Source organism: Cohnella thermotolerans DSM 17683, from assembly GCF_000429825.1.
In the GTDB taxonomy this organism is placed as follows: Bacteria; Bacillota; Bacilli; order Paenibacillales; family Paenibacillaceae; genus Cohnella; species Cohnella thermotolerans.
Map to the genome: position 1 here is coordinate 1 of NZ_AUCP01000082.1, position 20,234 is coordinate 20,234.

At 40.3% G+C, this 20,234-nt stretch carries 21 protein-coding genes and 1 pseudogene; 9 read left to right on the forward strand and 13 right to left on the reverse strand.

Annotated features, from left to right (window positions below; translation table 11 throughout):
* A partial coding sequence (locus tag G485_RS29200; protein WP_205620155.1) for a transposase occupies positions 1-308 on the forward strand: 308 nt, incomplete at its 5' end.
* 221 nt (positions 309-529) lie between these two features.
* Here the strand turns inward: G485_RS29200 and G485_RS0115060 are convergent.
* Together G485_RS0115060 and G485_RS26700 are read right to left on the reverse strand one after the other, a co-directional pair.
* Positions 530-1,147, reverse strand: coding sequence for a MarR family transcriptional regulator (locus G485_RS0115060; protein WP_240489163.1), 618 nt, complete (start codon positions 1,145-1,147; stop codon positions 530-532).
* A 736-nt stretch (positions 1,148-1,883) separates the two neighbouring features.
* Positions 1,884-2,915, reverse strand: a complete 1,032-nt coding sequence (locus tag G485_RS26700) for a sensor domain-containing diguanylate cyclase (protein WP_051318317.1) — start codon at positions 2,913-2,915, stop codon at positions 1,884-1,886.
* Positions 2,916-3,411: 496 nt separating this feature from the next.
* On the opposite strand from G485_RS26700, the gene G485_RS0115075 reads away from it, so the two are divergent.
* The 3 genes from G485_RS0115075 (at position 3,412) to G485_RS0115085 (ending at position 4,831) form a co-directional block, all read left to right on the forward strand.
* A complete protein-coding gene (locus G485_RS0115075) occupies positions 3,412-3,834 on the forward strand; it encodes a hypothetical protein (protein ID WP_027093238.1) in 423 nt (140 codons plus the stop codon).
* A 105-nt stretch (positions 3,835-3,939) separates the two neighbouring features.
* A complete protein-coding gene (locus tag G485_RS0115080) occupies positions 3,940-4,305 on the forward strand; it encodes a hypothetical protein (protein ID WP_027093239.1) in 366 nt (121 codons plus the stop codon).
* 190 nt (positions 4,306-4,495) lie between these two features.
* Entirely contained in the window at positions 4,496-4,831 is a 336-nt protein-coding gene (locus tag G485_RS0115085; RefSeq protein ID WP_027093240.1) for a hypothetical protein, read from the forward strand.
* 145 nt (positions 4,832-4,976) lie between these two features.
* Here G485_RS0115085 and G485_RS0115090 read toward each other — a convergent pair whose 3' ends face one another.
* The 4 genes from G485_RS0115090 to G485_RS0115105 form a co-directional block, all read right to left on the reverse strand.
* Positions 4,977-7,178 (reverse strand): ATP-dependent helicase, encoded by a 2,202-nt coding sequence (locus G485_RS0115090; protein WP_027093241.1) that lies wholly within the window; start codon positions 7,176-7,178, stop codon positions 4,977-4,979.
* A gap of 107 nt (positions 7,179-7,285) precedes the next feature.
* Entirely contained in the window at positions 7,286-7,636 is a 351-nt protein-coding gene (locus G485_RS26705; RefSeq protein ID WP_051318318.1) for a DUF6075 family protein, read from the reverse strand.
* Positions 7,637-8,593: 957 nt separating this feature from the next.
* On the reverse strand, positions 8,594-9,445 hold the full coding sequence (locus G485_RS0115100; RefSeq protein ID WP_027093242.1) for an aldo/keto reductase: 852 nt from the start codon (positions 9,443-9,445) through the stop codon (positions 8,594-8,596).
* 34 nt (positions 9,446-9,479) lie between these two features.
* Positions 9,480-10,469, reverse strand: coding sequence for an aldo/keto reductase (locus G485_RS0115105; RefSeq protein WP_027093243.1), 990 nt, complete (start codon positions 10,467-10,469; stop codon positions 9,480-9,482).
* Between the two features lie 229 nt (positions 10,470-10,698).
* Here G485_RS0115105 and G485_RS26710 point away from each other — a divergent pair.
* Positions 10,699-11,570: pseudogene (locus G485_RS26710) on the forward strand (AraC family transcriptional regulator).
* 169 nt (positions 11,571-11,739) lie between these two features.
* On the opposite strand, the gene G485_RS0115115 reads toward G485_RS26710, so the two are convergent.
* The gene (locus G485_RS0115115) at positions 11,740-12,288 is read right to left on the reverse strand and encodes a TetR/AcrR family transcriptional regulator (protein ID WP_027093245.1); all 549 of its coding nucleotides are present in this window, start codon (positions 12,286-12,288) and stop codon (positions 11,740-11,742) included.
* A gap of 163 nt (positions 12,289-12,451) precedes the next feature.
* On the opposite strand from G485_RS0115115, the gene G485_RS0115120 reads away from it, so the two are divergent.
* The 4 genes from G485_RS0115120 to G485_RS29210 all read left to right on the forward strand — a co-directional run bounded on the left by G485_RS0115120 (position 12,452) and on the right by G485_RS29210 (position 14,679).
* Positions 12,452-13,207 (forward strand): carboxymuconolactone decarboxylase family protein, encoded by a 756-nt coding sequence (locus G485_RS0115120; protein WP_027093246.1) that lies wholly within the window; start codon positions 12,452-12,454, stop codon positions 13,205-13,207.
* A 15-nt stretch (positions 13,208-13,222) separates the two neighbouring features.
* Positions 13,223-13,321: a tautomerase family protein gene (locus G485_RS31535; protein WP_084423330.1), complete on the forward strand. Its 99-nt coding sequence runs from the start codon at positions 13,223-13,225 to the stop codon at positions 13,319-13,321.
* 63 nt (positions 13,322-13,384) lie between these two features.
* Complete coding sequence (locus tag G485_RS0115125; protein WP_027093247.1) at positions 13,385-14,248, forward strand: aldo/keto reductase; 864 nt, start codon at positions 13,385-13,387, stop codon at positions 14,246-14,248.
* A 23-nt stretch (positions 14,249-14,271) separates the two neighbouring features.
* Entirely contained in the window at positions 14,272-14,679 is a 408-nt protein-coding gene (locus G485_RS29210; protein ID WP_240489164.1) for a cupin domain-containing protein, read from the forward strand.
* Between the two features lie 434 nt (positions 14,680-15,113).
* Here G485_RS29210 and G485_RS0115130 read toward each other — a convergent pair whose 3' ends face one another.
* From G485_RS0115130 to G485_RS0115160, 6 genes are all read right to left on the reverse strand, one after another.
* Positions 15,114-15,329 carry a hypothetical protein gene (locus tag G485_RS0115130; RefSeq protein ID WP_027093248.1) on the reverse strand — a complete coding sequence of 72 codons (216 nt, stop codon included), beginning with the start codon at positions 15,327-15,329 and terminating at the stop codon, positions 15,114-15,116.
* A 755-nt stretch (positions 15,330-16,084) separates the two neighbouring features.
* The gene (locus G485_RS29980) at positions 16,085-16,225 is read right to left on the reverse strand and encodes a hypothetical protein (protein WP_156922377.1); all 141 of its coding nucleotides are present in this window, start codon (positions 16,223-16,225) and stop codon (positions 16,085-16,087) included.
* Between the two features lie 35 nt (positions 16,226-16,260).
* Positions 16,261-16,680 carry a hypothetical protein gene (locus G485_RS0115135; RefSeq protein ID WP_027093249.1) on the reverse strand — a complete coding sequence of 140 codons (420 nt, stop codon included), beginning with the start codon at positions 16,678-16,680 and terminating at the stop codon, positions 16,261-16,263.
* A 1,219-nt stretch (positions 16,681-17,899) separates the two neighbouring features.
* Complete coding sequence (locus tag G485_RS29215; protein ID WP_240489165.1) at positions 17,900-18,673, reverse strand: DUF5131 family protein; 774 nt, start codon at positions 18,671-18,673, stop codon at positions 17,900-17,902.
* Positions 18,639-19,433: a three-Cys-motif partner protein TcmP gene (gene tcmP / locus G485_RS0115155; protein WP_027093252.1), complete on the reverse strand. Its 795-nt coding sequence runs from the start codon at positions 19,431-19,433 to the stop codon at positions 18,639-18,641. Before tcmP ends, G485_RS29215 begins: the two co-directional genes overlap by 35 nt.
* Before the next feature lie 422 nt (positions 19,434-19,855).
* Positions 19,856-20,155, reverse strand: a complete 300-nt coding sequence (locus tag G485_RS0115160; protein ID WP_027093253.1) for a hypothetical protein — start codon at positions 20,153-20,155, stop codon at positions 19,856-19,858.
* Positions 20,156-20,234: the final 79 nt, after the last annotated feature.

The following is a 20,234-nucleotide window of genomic DNA, read 5'->3' on the forward strand; positions in this document are numbered from 1 at the left end:
ATCGTCATTTGCAAAAGTTGCGCGCTCGTTGTGAGCATGTGTTTGCCGAAAGCAAAGTCGTACATGGCTTGGATCGAGCTCGGAGCCGTGGGTTGGACTGCATGCAGGAACAGGCGATACTTACGGCAACGGTTCAGAATCTGAAAAAACTATGCCGGTTTAAGAAAAAACGACCTCAAACCGGTATTTCGGCATGCGAAAAACCGAAATCCGTGATAACGGAGGTAGTGTCAGGCCTGCTAGTTCCAGCGCTCGCTGGGTTGTTCTTCTCATTTTGCACGCCGGTTAGACGGCAAGAACTGACTTAATTCACCGGACTTCTAAATGCCTTGTAATGTTTGAACTCATCTTCGGTCAGAATCTCAATAAGCATCTTCCTCAGCACCTACTTTTGTCTGTTCTCATGATACTCCTGAAAAGATAAATCGCTCAGGAATGGGCGGTTTTCTCATGTATTCCTCGATTCCGGTTCATTAGCTGAATTTTCAAATTCGGCGATTCTGAAACTAATAAGCTAAGTCAAAACTACCTACCTTACGCATTCCTCAACTGTTCCTGAATCATCTACGAATAACGCTGAAATGCCTGTTTTCATTTTAGCCAGCAATGGGAGCCTGCTCCATAGATTTCGAAATTGCTTCACATCCGGCAAGGCGATACTATACTTAGCATTGGGATCATCCATACGTTGAAGCGTCTCAGCTAAGACCCCCAGGAAGTAGTTCACATTCATCGGGTTTGAAGACCCTAAGCCTTTTACCTCAATGATCCAACGTTCTGTTCCTCTTATTGCATTAATGTCAATCCCAGGGGCTTTTCCCCATGCTATTTGTACTTCCCATCCAGCAGACTGAAGGTGTTCCATTAGCATCTGCTTCAGACTATCTTCTGTAAAAACAGAAGTATCCTCCCTAATACGTTCCGTCTCGTTTGCCAGAGATAGTGCTTGTAACTCCTCAGTATTTAAGAAGTTACCCAATAGACCATCCTTCCGATTGACTCGTTTTAGAACACCTTTATTTACCAACGCCCTACATACTTGATTTACAGACTGTTGCGGCACTTTTTCACCTAATAAAATGTTTGTGATTTCTCGATCTGTTAAGCCATCTCTGTCTTTTAGCAAGGTTATGATTTTATCCCTCAACGTCAAGTTTTCCAGCCCTTTCTACACATTCCTCTTAATGCAATTATATGTTATTTCCATTTTGTATGTAAGTAATTGGGCTGTTGTGATTTGATGATTGTGATTCAGTTAGTGAATCGTGATGGTTCCGACCTATCCAAAAAGAAGCTCCTATTTTCGACGGTTCTCATATAGGAGGTAGATCAGAATACCAACGCCTGACCCCAAGCAGAAGAAGTAAATTTTTCCGATTCCATAATTGAAACTTAGCATTGGATCAATCAATTTCTCATCATCCTGTTCGCTGGTCATTTGACCGCTAAACTTTCATTTGATTGATTTCATGATAAATACTGCCTCCAGGCACGTCAACATTTTTTGTATACAGTTACATTCCTAACCATATTGAATTTTGACCCTACTTTTCTCAACTGTTGTGCCATTTGTTCTGGAAACTCCAAACGAAAATCATTGTAACAGTAACCGCAAACGATTATGGACTTTTCATCTATTCTGATAAATTTTGCTTAACAATCAATACAGATCAATCCGATGTCGTTGATCTGGTGGGTGAATAACATTCGGCTTTCTTTTGAACAGAACATACAAAATTTCGTCTTCTTCATCCTCCATTCTCGGAAACGAAAAGAACCACAGACGAAACCCATTAAGGGTTGTCTGCGGTTCCCTTCGCCCCGTTAGCGTTATCATACATTTCTTGACTAATACCGAAAAAGCTTGCATATCGCAAGCTCCCTTACATCACCTTGTTATCAAAATACGCTTCAACTTTGCTTTTCTTCCGTGATTTATCCTTGTACATATTTTGATCTGCTTCAATAAACAAACGATCCATTTTTCCTAATGAATGTTTGCTCCAAGCATATCCGGTTGACATTTTGATTGTGATATCCATGCTACTTTCATTATAACTGGCGATTTCATTTAAAATGCTCTCCACGATTAATTCAACCTGGATTTTGTCCTTATCCATAATCAATATTGAAAATTCATCCCCACCAATCCTCGAAACAATGATCTCATCTGAAGAATGCTCATTAAGCAGTTTGGCGGCTTCCTTGATTAACAGATCTCCTTTTTTATGCCCGAATGTATCGTTCATATACTTCAATTCATCCAAATCACATAAGACAATGGCGACTGGAAGATCGACTTCTTTATCGAACTTCTCGACCATTTGTTCAAAATATTCCCGATTATAAAGAGCTGTTAGAGAATCATGTGTACTACGATACTCCAACTCCTGTTGTAGCTTTAATTTGTCGGTAATGTTCCGAAGAATACCCTGAATGGCTACCACTTCACCGTCTTTATATACAGGAGTCGTGAACTCTTCAAAAGTGACATATTGACCTTGATTGTTCATGATACGATAAATAATCGGTTTCTCGTAATCAACTTGTCCGTTTATTTTGTTCATTAGCATCTCGTAATCGTCGGGATGTACTCGGTTTAACATAAGTTGGGGGTTATCGTAAACCGTCTTTCCAACTTCCGGGCCAAAAATCTTTTCGAATGACGGATAGACAAATTTGTAACGCCATTTCGGCTTTGTTTCAAAATAGTAGATACAGTCTTTTGTATTTTCAACCAACTCAAGGACTCTTTTTTCATTTTCCGTAACGTCCTCTGCCTCTTCACTTGACTTTCTCTTTATGAAGCTGTAAAGGTAAGTAATCGCAATCCCCGCCAATAATCCGAAAAAGAACCATATCATCAAGGTTTCCTCACTCTCTGCCAGACCATTGCTCTTTTCCCATACTACCATGATTTTCTAAACCCTCTCAAATAATATTTCTGTCCAGCAGTGGCAGTGAAAAAAAGTGATTGACAGGTACAAATTCATCCTGTATATTAGAGACATTCTTTCAGGCAACACTTTCTTTTTTATTGCATTTCGACAATTTTCATAAAAGCCGTTAAAGGCTGATTTTACTTAGTTTCATCATCTTTTCGTAGTTTTCTTGGATTCCAAGGGGTAGTTATGTCCTTTGGAACACTTAGAAACCTACATCAGATGGGTAGCTAAGTAAAATCAGTCTTTTTTGTTCCTTGAAAACTGAAAACAAATTCTCAAAAAAAGGAGGGAGCAATATCAGTTGAAGGCGTGATCCATTGGCACAATTATCAGACGCTACACGACCGTTTTTCGAACTGAAGCTATTGACGAATCCCTATACTCTGAGTACAGAGACAAGTTCTAAGGTTACAGTGGATAACAGAGCATTGGCTACAGCCAATAACAAATCAAGGAGGAATATCAAATGAACATTGAGAACAAAAAAAACAATGGATATACAATTCATTCAAAAAAAGGAAGTTCAAAACCAAAAGTATTTCAATATAAACGTCCTGATGGAACAATTGCAACAGTCAGAATGCATGAGGGTTTCCTTCAATTGTGTCAGAAAGATTTAGATGTATTTTTGATGAATGAACGCTTTTCGTTCTACGCAACCCTTGATGCAAGAAACAAATGGCATTTTCTTGTAAAATTCAGATCCTGGGGTCCCTACTTTGAGCTTTCGTATGAAATATTTATGGATCTAATAGCAAGGTATATTTATGGAAGTGAAGTAGACCTTGCTTATCTACAGATGTTTGAAGATGAAATGAAGTCAATCCAATATGGTGCACTTTACACCTCATTCGGAACGTTTCCGCCAATTAATGATGATGTTGGATGAAACTCAGACGCTATACGACCATTTTTCGCACTCAAGTCGTTGACGAATAGATATACTTTGTTGCAGAGAGGGTAGGGTTTTAGCAAATTGAAGGGAGACCAATAAATGAACATTGAAGACAGAAAAATTCAAATCGTGAATCCTACGTCAATAAACGGAAAAACCAATAAATTCTCTTACGAGCGGTTCGATGGCTCCACGGCAAGAGTAAGATCCAGGTTGTTGTTTCAATTCGACGGCTACGCCTTTTTGGATAGCTTCGATACCAATGGCAAGCCCCATTATTGGGTTGGGGTTTCGTACCGTAATAAAGAACGACCCGATACATTTTTTGAAATGGAACTGGAGCCATTTTACCAGTTAATTGCGATGTACCTGAATGAAAACGATCTACCGCAATTCTATGAGGAGCTTAGCGTCATTGAGTTTGCAGGTCAACTACTGGATCATTTGAACAGAAACGCAGGGTAGATACTTCGGAACAGAAGCGATTCGACCGTTTTGTGATTGGGTTAAGGGGAAAGTTACACCTGTGCATGATATAAGGGGACAGGGATAAGCCTTTCCCTCTTATCTACCTCTTTATGCGTTTTTTAGGGAAGTTACAATCCTGTTAAATTGAAAAAGAAAGTCGAAAAAAACTTTACTTGGGAGGGTAACAATGTCTGCTACTTTAATGTTTATTCCAGAGTGCATCACTAATCTTGAAAAGGGTATGAAGCCGAGCAAACGACTGTATTATGAAGGCAATACTTTTTTTTACGCAAAAACGATTACGGGGGAAGAAGCGGGATATTCATCTTATGAGGAAATTCATTATTATTATGATGAAGAAAAAGAGTGGGTATTAGAATTTTATATGCAACGCGGTAGCGGTAGGGTACACCACATAAAGTATGTGGATCAACGGAAAAAAAGAGCGAAGAAGGATGTAATATATCATTGGTGTTTCAATGATGGGGCTATGCTTGATTTTTTTTATTACTGCCTTCTGTGAGGTAGTTGTTTTGAGAGAGATGGCCGAACGAAAATCAGGCATAAATCCTGATTTTCGTTCGGGTCTTTTCTTTCCCTAAGAAACACTGGTTGATGTCCCTCATCACCGCCTTTAGCAAGGAGTGGGAACAATCTACCGTCTCCTTTCAAACTGGCTCTAACAAACCCATCTCCAGGCAGGTCTTTGTAGAAAGCCTCTTGAGTCCCGCTTTGAACCGAATTTCTATGGTATCTTCACTAAGCTGAACGACTTCGCCACGTCCAAAGACTCGATGCCGTATAATATTTCCTATCCGCAACTCACTCTTATTCTTAATTGCATTGGGATTGTATGGGACGCGAGTCCCTTCTTTCCTTTCTCTTATCCCTTGCTTTTGCCCTTTTTCTTTCGGAATTTGTTTTGGGGGATTCATGATGTTTCGGACATTCGCAACAAATTGGGACTCTTCGACTTTTTCCCCATCACGTTCCCGATACACAATGAGTTCCAGGTGCTTCTTCGCCCGTGTCATCCCGACATAGAATAGGCGGGTTGCTTCTTCCATCAGTTCGGTTCTTCCCTGATCGTCTGTAGACGGGATAATTCCTTCAATCAAGTCAATCATATACACTCGCTCAAACTCCAAACCCTTGGAGCTGTGAAAAGTAGAGAATGTAACCGCGTTTTGACCTTTTCTGGCTTTAGAAGTCTTCAGAACCAATTCCAGATGCTTGAGCCGGTTCGCAAATTCCTCCATCGTCTTCAGTGTATCGGCGATCTCCTCCAGCGTGTTGAGGATACCGATCAAATATTCTTTTCGGAACCCGAGCCGTTCACACATCTTTTCAAGAGCTTTCTCGTAGCCTAACCGATCACGAATGACTCGAATGGCGTGACGCGGCGGCATTCCTCTCATTTGCAAAAACGTTTCTTTGCATGCTTGCAACTGCTTAACTTGATAATCCTGCAACTCAACATAATTCAGCAAATTATCAAACACCGATTCATTGTTATCGATTTCTTTGAGAGCCGCCATTTGTTGCTTGCTAATATACCCATTCATTTTCAAATGGATTTTCTCCAATAGATCAGGACGCTTATCCGTAAAGGTCATCCGCATGAAGTTGAGAATATCTTCAACCACCCAATGGGAGAAGAAGCGATTATCGGCATCTTTCATGTAAAAGGGGATGCCTGCTCGGTCAAATTCATTCATTAATGAGATGGAAGACGAATTGTTACGATACAATACCGCAACTTCGGAAAGATGCTCGACCTTCTGAATTTCTTGAACCAGATATTTGGCTTGGTATCTATAATCCGCAAAACTCCTGATCTTGATCGGCTTATTTGGGGGATTCTTAGTAAACATGTTTTTGTCGTACCGATTCTTATTCCGCTTGATAAAGTGGTTTGCGACATCAACAATATCTTTGGATGACCGATAATTCTGTTCCATAAACAAAATTGTTGCATTAGGATACACTTGCTTAAAGTTCAGAAGATAAGACGGCTCCGCACCACGCCAGCTATATATACTCTGATCGTCGTCAGCCACCACACAAAGGTTTCCATGCTCCCGAACCAACTTTTCAATAATGGCATGCTGAACCATGGAAGTATCCTGGCTCTCGTCCGTAAGGACGTAATCAAATCGATCCTGATATTTCCGAAGCAGTTCCCTATCCCTCTCTAAAACCTGCTCCGCTATCGTCAGCATATCATCAAAATCGACCAGCAACTTGCTGTGCCCTGACCGCTTGAACTCCTCATACTCCCGCAGTATTCTTTCAGCTTCTGGAACTTCCACTTTAACCGTTGACCAATGTTCAGCAGGAATCATTTTATTTTTGATAAAGCTGATGTACGTGGTCAGCTCGTCCATCTGATCATCGGTTATGTTTTCACCGACAATCGATTTGAACAAATTCCGCAAGATGATCTTCTTATGTAGCGGCGGATTGTTCGAGTCGAGTTTCTCCTGTTCTTCCAAATCAAGGTCGCCCTCAATAATTTGATAATACGTCTTCGTTCTCCGAAAATGGTCCTTGACCACTTCGAAAGCAAAGCTATGGATCGTTGAGAAGTCAACTGGCGGAAGATGCGGAAAGAACCGTTTGAATCGTTCCTTCATGTCGTTTGCCGAAGCACGGCTAAACGTAACCGCCTTGATCCTTGATGGGTCAAAGCCTTTCTCCTCAATCAGATAACCAATCCGCATGATGATGGTAGTCGTCTTCCCCGACCCTGGAGATGCCAGCAATAACAGTGGACCTTCAGTTTGGATGACTGCTTTTGTCTGCACTTCATTTAAGAAAACGCCTATTTCGTTTTTCTTGCGAGTGAAGAAATCTTCTTTTAGCTTCATGCCAATTTTACCTTCCAACGTTATTCCTATGGTTTTATTATAACATCGTTTGATATGGAAAAAGAGGAGCTTACTCCTCCCCTCATCCCCTGCTTTTTTCACTGCTTTTACACCTGCTCCAATCCAAATCTGATCTTTATCGCCTCTACCGCCAACTGCTTATTCAGCTCATCCAAACTCGCGAACAAATCGACGGCCGTTCGGCAGGGATAATTGTTGTACAGATTGTATGCAAGTTCCAACAATGAGCGAGTGCCACTGGTTAAATCAACTTGGTTAAAGTTCTCGGGTCGAATAAGGCGATCATTGAAGTCATAAAAAAGGTCCGCCCTTTCCCCAAGATCCTGACAGCCTGCAAGCACATACAACAACGCTTGCCTTTCCCTATCCTTTGGATGGGTCTTGTCCTGCTTTATAAACTGCTCATATCTCTCCTGGTGCTCTGGAAACAAAAACATAGAAGCCCCCTCCTGTTTGATTAGAACTTCTATGTCATATGCGGAAAGGCAGGGAATGATAAGGATTTAGAGCGGATCGGGATGGCTAAAGCGAATTTGATCATTCTTTATCCCATCCCCCAATGCAAACTGACCATAAAAATTGCGAGACCTTAACTATCAGTCCTAATATGTAATGGTCATAAAATGGAGATTCCCCCATTCAATGACCGGCTTGCTTTTTATGCAACCTTCCCATTCGTACATTGAACAAATTGATTCAAGTCAGGCACAAAGTAAAAACCAGCTCGGCTCAATTCTGCCTTGATGTCCTCAATGTCAAGGAAATGGCTGTCGGTTACTTCCTTCAGCGATTTCTCTTTCAATTGGTGACTGGAGCCATGTAAAATTGATGCCCGTACAATCCTTGATCCCCTCCCTCCGCTTCTTATCAGCTCTTCAATCTACTCTACCATTGTATGTAAAAATCAAGAGTTCAGATATGGCAAACATGTTTGAGCTGGTTTGAGCATTGGAAAGTCATGTAAGGTAAGGGAAAAACAGATGTTAGAAAATGAAGAAAATAGCCAAGGCAGAAACAGGAGTGGATCCCCGAATTCGCTCGGCTCGTAAGTAAACATATTTAGCTTTAGTCAAACTGTTTAGGCTTTGGAATGACTTTATACAGGGTACCAACTTTTTGCGTGTAAACCGAGAAAGTAACAGGGAGACAAAGAGATCGGAAAGATATTGGGCAAAGAAAATAGACTGAACCACTATTGGATCCAGCCTGATTTTGTATTGACTTTATATTGAAACTACTGATTGATTGACGGTTGAATAGTGAATACATACATAGCGTTGTGGCTGCCTTTTCCTCCTGGTTCCCTTACGCTTCGGTACCGACTTTTAACAGTAAGTACCAACCTTAATAATAGAAAAAAGAATAATAATATGGATTGATAAAAAGGTTTAGAATTAAATATCAAGTTTGCGGGTACCAAGCCATTTCACAATTTCAGGATCCCTATGCGAAAAGAATAAGCTCTCCTTGGTATCTAACGTAGCAATCTTCTCCATATCCTCATGGCTTAGTTCAAAGTCAAAGATATTAAAGTTTTCAATGATTCTTTCTTTACGGACAGACTTTGGAATCGCCACTACCCCTCTTTGAGTCAACCAGCGTAAAATTACCTGGGCAACCGATTTATCATACTTTTCGGCTATTGATACTAAAATTTCGTTCTGGAACATGTTATTTTTTCCTTCAGCAAAAGGTCCCCAAGATTCGATTTGAACATTATATTCTTTCATCAGTTTCGCACTTTCTACTTGCTGACAGAAAGGATGTGTTTCAACTTGGTTTACGGCAGGAGTTATTTCATTATGGATAATTAGATCAACAAGACGGTCTGGATGGAAATTACTAACCCCAATGGCTCGAATCTTTCCTTCATGATACAGGTCCTCCATCGCACGCCAAGAACCATATACATCGCCGAAGGGCTGGTGAATTAAATACAAATCCAAATAATCCACTTGCAATCTTTCCAAAGATTTTGCGAATGCTTTCTTCGTATTCTCATAACCGGCATCCTGAACCCATAATTTTGTAGTAATAAATAATTCTTCTCTCGGCACACCGCTCCGTTTGATTGCTTTTCCTACCGCTTTTTCATTTAGGTAAGAGGCAGCTGTATCAATCAGTCGATAGCCGGTCATAACTGCTTCATAAACGGCTTGTTCACATTCATTTTCATCTTGAATCTGAAATACACCAAATCCAAGTATCGGCATTTCAACACCATTATTCAAAATGACTTTCTGCATATAAAATCCTCCATTTTATCCATAATTATTATGGTTATTTGCCCGTTCTTTTTGCGAAATCTGATCCTTCTGGATAACGATCTCCCGAAATCTCAATTTTGGAAAGTGCGTCATTCAAATCAGTTAGTTCCTCAGTCGTGAGTTCAACATCTACTGCACCAAGATTTTCTTCAAGGCGTTCTAATTTCCTTGTTCCAGGAATAGGAATAATCCAGGTTTTTTGGGCAAGTACCCATGCCAATGCGATTTGTGCCGGTGTTACCTTCTTCTTGGCGGCAATACGTTTTATCAATTCGACCAAGACCTGATTCGCTTCAAGATTCTCCCGTTTAAAGCGAGGAACAATACTTCGGAAGTCAGAACTAACAAATTTCACATTCTTATCAATTGTACCAGTTAGGAAACCCTTTCCTAACGGACTGAACGGAACAAAACCAATTCCGAGTTCTTCCAGCGTAGGCAGCAGTTCTTCTTCAGGCCTTCTCCACATCATGGAATATTCACTTTGAATGGCTGTGAGCGGTTGGACTACATGAGCTCGCCGAATAGTTTCCACACCTGCTTCAGAAAGTCCCCAATGCCTAACTTTTCCTTCCCTTATCAGATCTTGGACAACTCCGGCAACTTCCTCAATTGGTATATTCGGATCAACACGATGTTGATAGTACAGATCAATTGTATCGACTCTTAGACGTTTAAGTGAACCTTCCACCGATTTTCGGATGGTTTCCGGCTTACTGTCAAGCATCTGCTTTCCTTTTACCATTTGAATACCAAATTTAGTAGCAATGACTACCATTCCCTTGAATGGGGCAAGTGCTTCACCAACCAGCTCCTCATTTACATATGGGCCATAAACTTCGGCTGTGTCAAAAAAATTAACACCTCGGTCGATTGCTGCATGAATCAGAGAAATCATCTCATTTTTGTCTGATGCCGGACCGTAACCATAACTCATTCCCATGCACCCAAGTCCAATGGAAGAAACCTCCAATCCACTGTTACCTAATTTTCGTTTTTGCATTAATCTATTCCCTTCCTTTTTCATAATTTGTCAGACACATTACAATTAGATTTTCTAAATTAAATCCATAGATTAAAAAAGATACGCAATCTTATTATGCAGCAACTGAAAATAAAACGTTATCCAATTCATATCAAATCATTGCCTAATTCTCTCACAACCAATTACTTGATTGATAAATATTCATTATAATAGAGCCATGAAGTAAAGAAACGAAAAGGAGAAACCTATGCTTGAACAACAGTTGGTTGAACTCACAGAGCTTATCGAACGGCATTCCAGAGAGGACGGTATTCATTCGTCCGTCATTCCCTCTTTACTGTTTATTCGTGAATCAAAAGTGAGCCATCCAATATATAAAGTGTACAAACCCTCGTTATGTATTGTTGTACAAGGTATGAAGGAGAACTTTTTAGGGAAAGACCGATTCGTTTACGGTTCCGGTGATTACCTCGTCACATCCGTTAACTTGCCGGTAGCGGGCAAATCATAGAAGCCTCTTTCAATCACCCGTATTTAGCTTTCAAACTTGAATTTACACCAAGTCAAGTCTTAGAGGTATTAATGGATTCAGGAGTGAAGGCTGCTCCCAACGGGAATACGCAACGAGCTATGTTTGTCAGCAGAGTTGAATCATCCCTTTTAGACGCTGTCATCAGATTGGTTCGTTTGCTTGATCATCCAACAGACATCAAGTTACTTGCCCCTCTTAAGCATGGCTTGACGCTTGAACAAATGGCGATAGAAGGAAGTAAAACATCTCAAATCAGAAACGTGATTAGTTATATAATGAATCATTTTGATCAATCTATTCGCATTGAGGAACTTGCACAAATAGGAAATATGAGTGTTTCTTCACTTCATCGACATTTTAAAGAAGTAACCGCTATGAGCCCTATTCAGTTTCAAAAACAATTGAGACTGCAAGAGGCACGGAGACTGTTATTAACCGAGGCAACAGATGCTGCTGAGGTTTCATTCCGGGTAGGTTATGAAAGTCCATCGCAATTCAGCCGTGAATATTCCCGCATGTTTGGTTTGCCACCAATTGAAGATATAAGGCGTTTGAAAGAAAAATATGACCAAAAGATAAGCATATGAATATGTCCTGATCAAAAAGCCCTTCCATCCTACGACTTAATAGCACAAATGGAACCCCATTTTGAAAAACATTGATCAAATTGGGGTTCCATTTAGAATTGAATAGTTTGGATATTATTTTTGTCGGTCTTGTTCAACTTTTTTCACAATCTGAAACAAATCTATTCTTTTACTCCAAATTCCTATCTAACAATGCCCCCGTTTGTTCTGCCATGACACGAGCTGGCAAAGGCATTCCATTTTTAAACCACCATTCCACAGCCCCAACGATCGCCGAACCAAAAAATTGGAGAATCACATCTTCATGAAAGCCGACATTTTTTCCTTTTGTTACATCCACCTCAGCTTTAAACTCCTCAATGACTAAATCAAGAAACCGACTGCGAAAAGAAGGAGCCCCTTTACTTGCCAACATGGTTGAAAAGAATACATAATGACGTTCAAAGTATTCGAACCATACGTAATTTCCTTCTTGAAACGTCATTTCAGAAGCGGATCGGCAAAGTACTCGGAGATTGTTGATGTGTTCTTCAATCATCTTATCCAGCAGATCATATTTATCCGTGTAATGGAGATAGATGGTTCCTCGATTAACATTTGCTCTGTCTGCAATATCCTGAATCGTAATGTCGTCAATATTTTTTTCAGACATCAGTTCAGTTACGGCATTTTTTATCGCTTCTTGGCTTTTGGCTATTCTTCGATCTACTTTAGACATTTGAATCTCACCAATCTTTCTATAGATAATCAACAATTTCAATTGATTTGTTGAATAGTCAACAAATTGCGTTCATTTAACCATTGAAAGCGTCCTGTTTCTTTTTATAATTATAAACAGATGTTGATAAATCAATCAATATTCATTATTGGGAGGTGAACGTATGAACCGTGTTGAAAAGAGCATGGAAAAATACAACCAGCTATTTGGCGATGGAGTGCCTGCCACATACGCTACCGACCCTGATTTTCAGGACATCCTGAGCCGTTTCATTTTTGGAGAAGTATTTTGTCAAGGTAATCTGGACGACAAGCAACGTGAGTTAATTACTCTGGTCGTGCTTACTACCTCCCAGACGTTGCCTCAACTTAAAGCACACGTTGGTGCGGCACTGAATGTTGGTCTAACACCTGTAGAAATCAAAGAAGCTGTTTACCAGTGTGCTCCATACATTGGATTCCCAAAAACGTTAAATGCAATCCATGAAGTCAACGATGTTTTCAAAACAAGAAATATCCCTTTGCCGATTGAAAGTCAGACGACTGTAGATGAAGATCAACGTTTTCAAAAAGGTCTTGCAGTGCAGGTAGAGATTTTTGGTCATGTCATTGAAAAAATGCGGGAGAGTGCTCCATCCAATCAAAAACATATACAGGATTATCTATCCTCTTTCTGTTTTGGAGACTTTTACACCCGGGGCGGACTCGAATTGAAAACTCGGGAATTGCTGACACTTTGTATTATCAGTGCATTGGGCGGTTGTGAAAGTCAAGTAAAGTCACATGTGCAGGGAAACCTGAATGTCGGAAATGACAAAGAAACCTTGATCTCTGCCATCACCCATTGCCTCCCCTATATGGGCTTTCCGAGAACGCTGAATGCATTAGCTTGCATTAATGAAATTATTCCTGAAAATTAAGAAAAGAGAATATGGATGCCACATATTATTGTAAAACTTTTAACCGGCAGGACTGAAGAACAAAAGAAAAAACTTACTGATAAGATTGATCAAGCTGTTAAGCATTTCATTTGAAGGAATTCCCAATGAGAAGACAAGGTACTACAAAAAATATTACAATGCAAAGGAGACAAAAGCATGTTTAACGAAACTTTCAAATTATCAAATGGTGTAGAGATTCCAAAATTAGGTCTTGGTACCTGGCTGTTGGACGATGCACAGGCGGCACAGGCAGTGCGTGACGCGGTATCGATCGGATATCGCCATTTTGATACTGCTCAGGCTTATATGAATGAAGCTGGTGTAGGCGAAGGAATCCGTTCCTGCGGTGTCACAAGAGAAGAACTTTTCATTACGACAAAGGTTGCCGCAGAATTAAAGAACTATGATGCAGTTACGCAGTCCATTGATCAGTCTTTAGTAAAATTGGGACTGGATTACATTGACCTTCTGATTATCCACAGCCCACAGCCTTGGAAGGAGTTCCGTGGGGAGAACCGATACTTCGAGGAAAACAAAGAAGTATGGAAAGCAATGGAGGATGCTTATAAGACAGGCAAAGTAAAGGCAATCGGTCTTTCTAACTTCCTTCAGGATGATATCGAGAATATTCTTGCAAGCTGTAAGATCAAGCCTATGGTAAATCAGATATTGGCACACGTAAGCAATACTCCTTTGGAACTCATTGAATTCTGCCAGAAGAATGACATCCTGGTAGAGGCATATTCGCCCATTGCACATGGTGCAATTCTTGACAATGCAGAGATTAAGGCAATCGCTGATAAGTATGGAGTATCGGTTGCTCAGCTTTGCCTGCGTTATGATCTCCAGCTTGGTCTTGTCGTCATTCCCAAGACGGCAAATCCGGATCACATGAGAAACAATGCAGAGCTTGATTTTGTTATCAGCGATGAAGATATGGAGACTTTGAAGGATGTCGAGCGAATCCGGGATTATGGTGAGCATAGCTTCTTCCCGGTGTTTGGCGGGAAATTAAAATAAACAGGTCATATGGAGGAATGAAAGTGGCAAAACATGAGGAAGTCAAACATGGCGTTATTTTCCCGGCGGGCGAAAAAAATCCATATTCACAATTTTTTGTGGGACAAAGTTATCTTAAAACATTAGTTGCTGATCCTAAAGTAAGTGTTGGTGTCGGGAATGTGACCTTTGAACCAGGTTGCAGAAATAACTGGCATATTCACCGTAATGGATTTCAAATTTTATTAGTAACTGGCGGAGAAGGTTGGTACCAAGAAGAAGGAAAACCTGCTCAATTTTTAAAAGCCGGCGATGTTATTGTTACTCACGATGGTGTGAAATACTGGCATGGTGCAACAAAAGACAGCTGGTTTGAACACATTGCAATTACTGCAGGTACGCCGGAATGGTTGGAACCAGTACCAGATGAAGAATATAACAAGTTGAAATAATGATTTGATGGTACGTCAACCTCAAGAATCCAATCCCCAATTTTCATCCGCTTCATGAAAAAAGACAGCTGGTTTGTACACTTGACTATTACACCCGGACAAACGGATTCGTTTGAACCTGCCAGTGATGACTGGTACGACGATCTGTAAAGTGAACGCATCGAACCAATGGGTTCGATGCTTTTTTTACTGTTCGGATCTGTAAATTTAACTGTGTTCCCTCTCCAACTGAATTAGCAATACAAAACTACAGTCAAAATGGAAGAAGAACTATTTAACCCCATCCCCTATTGATTTTTTATAATTTTCAACCAATAGTTGAACTTTCGATGTATAAAAATGTGTACGCTGCTCCACTCTTCTGCCCGTTACTTTAATAAAATCAACAACAGAGCTTATCAAAGCTTACCACTAAAAGAAATGAGGCGGCTTCATTACCCTGCCCGCCCCACTTCAATTTGTACAAATCGATTCAGATCTGGTACGAAGTAATACCCACCTTTCCGCAGTTCTTCCTTCATATCTTCGGGATCAATGAAGATTTCCGCCGCTAACGCCTCAAGAGATTCATATCGACCGGTCTGTAATTCATCGTTCAGATATTTGACTCTGCATTTGATCGGGTACTGATAAAACTGATGTCCGTACATTTTTCAAGCACCTCCTCTGCACATTTGATTTGCTACTTTCATTTTAAGCGGAAATCAAGTGGGTAACTATCGGTTTCGTGTTCGAGGCTGTCGGAGCTTTGATATGAAAATGGAAGGAGGGATACAATCGGCCGTTAATCTTCATCCAACTTTCCTCACCTACAAATATGGATGAAAAAGCAATAACCCCCTTGCAAAGTTTTTTATGGCAATGAAATTGAAAAAGCCAAGCGATTTTCGCTGGCTCCGTAGTCTGACTGGGATAACACATTCCCAATCCTCAGCATTTTTCTCGAACTCATCAAAAATGTATCTTTTTTACTCCCATGGTTACAGCTTCTTTTGCCCGTAGTGCTTAGAGAGACTATCTGGCCCATTTAAAAAATGCATCCTGCATGCTGAACAAATATACACAGGTACTCCAAGTACACGCACAATTTGATCGTTCACTCTACCAAGCTTGTTTACAAAATAAAGAAAAGAGTCCTCGCCACACATGCATTTAGAGATTGCTTCTCTCAACATTAGTCAGCCCATAGTCCCAATCATACATGTTACCCCAAATAGAGCGAATATCGAGGATGTTATCCAAACCATTCAAAAGTACCTGAGCCATAACACTTCTCTTCTCATGATCAGATGGAGCTGGGGGCAAGGAATCAATTGGTGTTGACAGCAAATAGTCAGGTGACAATTCAAAGTTCTGGTTGATCCGTTCAACTTGCAAATTGTAAACTGATTCATCGGTAATCCCGCTATTTAAGCAGTTGATCAATGACCGTGCGAGGAATACCTGATAGTTTGGATAACGATAATCTTGAATAGCCGTTCTGTCTCATGAACGCAATCAAATTCTTAGCAACAGTCTCTTGCTCTTTAAAATCATTTGCCGCCATCGTTAACACCTTCTTTTAAAGAATGGGGGAATCCCCTACTTCCTTGTCTCTTCGAGAACGACGAACCGACCTTTATGCCACAGATGTATGAGAGAGAAGTTATTGCTGTCGTCCACGATTAGGTACTCGTCGTCATATCTGTCGAGGAATATTCGATAAAGCTGATAGGGTGTCACTTCACATTCATCACAACAGTTGCAGAACATTGGAAACCAATGGGTAGCCTCCTCAACCGATTTCACTTCTCTGCAAATAAACCCTCTCGGCTCGATCCTAAACTGCTTGAGTTCATCTTCACTTAACGAACCCTTTATTCCATTTTCCTCCTTGTACTTTGCAATTCTTCTTAAACTGTACTGCGGCAAACATTTCGGACTTGGAACCGCATAAATTCCATCATCGAGATCATCATCAAAATCGTCCAAATCATTAACCTGCGTATTCTCTTTCTCCATTATGCCCTCCTGAAATACAGTAGCATTAATTTGAATCTCTAACGTATATTCATTATTCCATCACAATGTCCATTGTCAGCTCTTGTCATCATTCTTGCAATATTGAGAAACTTTGTCAATCGTAGCCACATTGGTATCAAACGAAACTTCTGATGATTACCCTATCCCCAAATCCCTGCTACTTCATCGCTTCTTATCTCTAAAAAAGCCAGGACTGACAAAAGGTTTTCGGGATATTGATTGGGGAAATGAATCAGCAAAGAAAATCGGAAAAGAAAAATGCCGAGTGAACCAGGACTATTCCTGATATCGACTCGGCTTTTCTCATCCAATAGGCAAGGAGTAATAAATTATAAATTCCCTTCAGCATTCTCCAGCTTACAATTAACATTTTTTTCAATTTGGGATTGTCAACGGCATGTTCTTCGAGTATTTGGTTAAATACTCTTGCCAATAATTCTCCTCATCTCCCTCTATCTGATGAAGCCAAAAATACATCATTATAATTTCAAGATATTGTTTCCTTCCCTTTATAAAGGGTTTACCCGAAATTCTCGTGTAGAGCGAATTCAGATTAAACAAGTTGCTTTTCTGCTTATAATCATATTCGTATTTACGCCAATGACTATCACTTTTCTTTCTGTGGCTTGCCGGCCAACGATCTTCATTGTCAAAAAAGCGATTTACCCAATCACTACAAAATGCAAGGATATCAACCTCATACTTATGCCACGTCAATCCACTCGTCTATTTCATCGATGATTAGTATTTTATTCATACCTTCACTTGGTCGGCTTTGAATTTGATGATAGTCCTTGATGAACAAATACAGCATTTCTGTTTGATCTTTCAAAAACGGATGCTTTTTAATGAGCTAACAATCATAGGACTAACTCCTAAATTCACTATCTGAACTGTAAAGAAGGAGAAGCTCGTCCTTTTTAAGTTGGTTGATAATCGAACGATCCAGTTTTTTATTGTGTTCATCATATATATCGACAAGCCATTCCTGAATTTCCGAATCGTAGCGAGAAATATTATTCCTGTATTTTTCAAGCCGCTCATTATTCAGTACAGTCTGTTCATCCATTTGGGTAATGTCCAAATATTGATTATAATACTCAAATACATAGTTAATGCACGTCTTTATGTTCTCCATCCGCGATGTAATCTTCAATCGTTAACATGAAATCACCTCCTGGTTTTTACGTATGTAGGGTTAAATCTGTGGAAACTCGTCCCAGGTCCTGCCGTCTAAAACACGTCCAGTCCGGTGTTTTTGAACTCCACCCCACTGTTTAAAAAAGAAGGCTACATGCTGTTGTAAACACTGATCCCGAATTCCTGTGACCCATTCTTCCCGCATTGGGCGTGCTCCATGTCCACTTTCACCGCCGACAATGACCCAATGTATACCATCCAAATCTAAATTATTTAAAGGTCCGATAAGAGGCTCTATAGATAAAAAACGCACATGTGCTGGTACTTGGCGTAAATCATTAATTCTGTTTGTCACGCGACTATCTTCAACGCTTACACCCTGCCATATGTTTTGCGGCCAAGGTAAGGAACGGGATAATTCAAGGAGCCGATCAGACCTTTTGGTCAATATCTGAAAAGTATGCCAGTGTGCCATCTCCATCGTTTTAAAAACAGACTGGATAAATTCAAACGGAACGTCTTTATGAAAGAGATCCGACATTGAATTAACAAAAATACGCCGAGGACGCTTCCATTTAAGGGGCAGTTGGAGCAGATCTTCATGCAACGTTACGTTAAATCCATTGATATAACGTGGGTTCCGCATGGCGTAAAGGCGTTTAGCCATGGTTGCGGCGTAGCAGTTACGGCAACCCTCGGATATTTTAGTGCATCCTGTTACGGGGTTCCAGGTTGCTTCTGTCCATTCAATTGAAGAAGTTGTCGCCAAGGATAATCCCCCCACTAAAAAATCATTGTTAAAACAGCGTAAGTTGATCAGACTGTCTTTCAAATACTTTATCCATAATCTTTTTGCCGACCGGATGCTTCCCGACCCAGATCATGTAATACAGTTTCTGCCCAGAATCGCTTTTGAAGACGTCGGAAATGTTTACATGCTCATAACCAAGTGATCTTAACCTATTTGTATAAAGCGTTAGTAGTTCGCTTTTTAGGCGGCTTCGCGGTGTATTTTGAAAAAGGTGTTCCCACTCGGCCGTACCGAACACACTATTAAGGCGTACACGGGCCCATTCGGTTATTTTGCCGTTTTTCGGCAAGTACCGGATAAGTGTCATATTTAGGGGAAACAAGATGAAAAGTTCTGTTTTCCAGTTAGATAACATTTCAATTGTCTTCCACTGGAGTTGATCCGATGATGGATCGAGAAAAACAAAACTTGGAGCTGAAGGGTGAATCCTTTTAACGACTTCACTTAAAAGCAAATTGCAATCTCCAACAAAAACAGTTGCCTTATGACTTGCATTATGAATCCGAATTAATTCGCGGAGGTGTTCAGCACGTTCTTCATCAAACTCAACGAAAAATAAGTGCGTGAACTGTTGGGCATATTGCAGAGCAATAGCGGCGGATCCAGCAACTTTTTGACCTGTTCGCTTATTGACCCATTCTCCACGTCCTGCGAAACCGTCGATATAGTATTTATGTAGTGCGGATTTCGTTGCTCTCAAATATGCGGGAAGGTAACGTTCAAGGAAGGCCAGTTTATCCAGCGACCACTGTCCGATCTTTGCTTCTTCTCCGTAAGCCATAAATCCATCCTGACGATTTCCTCATCGGTTGAGGGATTTGCTTTTGTGGGAAGTACCTACTAATTCGACATTTCCTGACCTAAACCTGCTTTAATTAATGGATAACGGGACGTTTTGTATGGGTTTAAGCCGGATTCAAAGCTTGAGAAAGCCCCTTATCCCTGTTCCCACGAGAACCTCCAAACCCTTTCCACACCTAAAACTTAATGCGATTAATCCATTAGATATAACATTCGAGAAGAGCCCTCCATTTTCTTACAAGCAGCAGATCGGTAACATACAAAAAGCCGAGCAAACATCAGGACAAAACCCTGGTTCTACTCGGCTTAAATACGACTTTATTTTGCTCCTATATGAGTTTATTCGCGGGATACTCTCCTACATGCTCTACATAAATTCTCGACAGTTTTTTAAAAACTAAATTAATATATGGGTCCGTTAATAAATACCGCTTTAAAGTGTATATGAACAACACCTTCTACATTTGACTGCACCAGTTTCTTTTTAATTTCATTTAGGAATTTGTATATTTCTCGACCATTCATCATTTCATTCTTCAATTCAATCTTTATGCGTTCGATGATCTGAGTTGGAAATTGTTCAAGCTCAACTGAAACAGAGTATGTATTCAAAGGATCAAAATAGTATTTGAATGGCTTCGCAATCCAGGTTAAATCCTCATAATGCAATGAAATGCTCACTTCAAAGTAATCATTCTTCATCGAATTGTCTCCAATTCTCTTGGATTCTTAAACCCAGTTGAGTCCATATAATTGTGTAAAATGGTAGACTTCCAAGAAC

Bases quoted from the DNA above. Each gene is read 5' to 3' on its own strand.
- G485_RS0115115 (WP_027093245.1), bottom strand. From the start codon at position 12,288: ATGTCTAAAGTAGATCGAAGAATAGCCAAAAGCCAAGAAGCGATAAAA.
- tcmP (WP_027093252.1), bottom strand. From the start codon at position 19,433: ATGGCTTACGGAGAAGAAGCAAAGATCGGACAGTGGTCGCTGGATAAA.
- G485_RS0115130 (WP_027093248.1), bottom strand. From the start codon at position 15,329: ATGTACGGACATCAGTTTTATCAGTACCCGATCAAATGCAGAGTCAAA.
- G485_RS26700 (WP_051318317.1), bottom strand. From the start codon at position 2,915: ATGGTAGTATGGGAAAAGAGCAATGGTCTGGCAGAGAGTGAGGAAACC.
- G485_RS26705 (WP_051318318.1), bottom strand. From the start codon at position 7,636: ATGTTTTTGTTTCCAGAGCACCAGGAGAGATATGAGCAGTTTATAAAG.
- G485_RS0115090 (WP_027093241.1), bottom strand. From the start codon at position 7,178: ATGAAGCTAAAAGAAGATTTCTTCACTCGCAAGAAAAACGAAATAGGC.
- G485_RS31535 (WP_084423330.1), top strand. From the start codon at position 13,223: ATGCCACATATTATTGTAAAACTTTTAACCGGCAGGACTGAAGAACAA.
- G485_RS0115135 (WP_027093249.1), bottom strand. From the start codon at position 16,680: ATGGAGAAAGAGAATACGCAGGTTAATGATTTGGACGATTTTGATGAT.
- G485_RS0115100 (WP_027093242.1), bottom strand. From the start codon at position 9,445: ATGCAGAAAGTCATTTTGAATAATGGTGTTGAAATGCCGATACTTGGA.
- G485_RS0115075 (WP_027093238.1), top strand. From the start codon at position 3,412: ATGAACATTGAGAACAAAAAAAACAATGGATATACAATTCATTCAAAA.
- G485_RS0115125 (WP_027093247.1), top strand. From the start codon at position 13,385: ATGTTTAACGAAACTTTCAAATTATCAAATGGTGTAGAGATTCCAAAA.
- G485_RS0115120 (WP_027093246.1), top strand. From the start codon at position 12,452: ATGAACCGTGTTGAAAAGAGCATGGAAAAATACAACCAGCTATTTGGC.
- G485_RS0115160 (WP_027093253.1), bottom strand. From the start codon at position 20,155: ATGAAGAATGATTACTTTGAAGTGAGCATTTCATTGCATTATGAGGAT.
- G485_RS0115085 (WP_027093240.1), top strand. From the start codon at position 4,496: ATGTCTGCTACTTTAATGTTTATTCCAGAGTGCATCACTAATCTTGAA.
- G485_RS29980 (WP_156922377.1), bottom strand. From the start codon at position 16,225: ATGGCGGCAAATGATTTTAAAGAGCAAGAGACTGTTGCTAAGAATTTG.
- G485_RS0115105 (WP_027093243.1), bottom strand. From the start codon at position 10,469: ATGCAAAAACGAAAATTAGGTAACAGTGGATTGGAGGTTTCTTCCATT.
- G485_RS0115080 (WP_027093239.1), top strand. From the start codon at position 3,940: ATGAACATTGAAGACAGAAAAATTCAAATCGTGAATCCTACGTCAATA.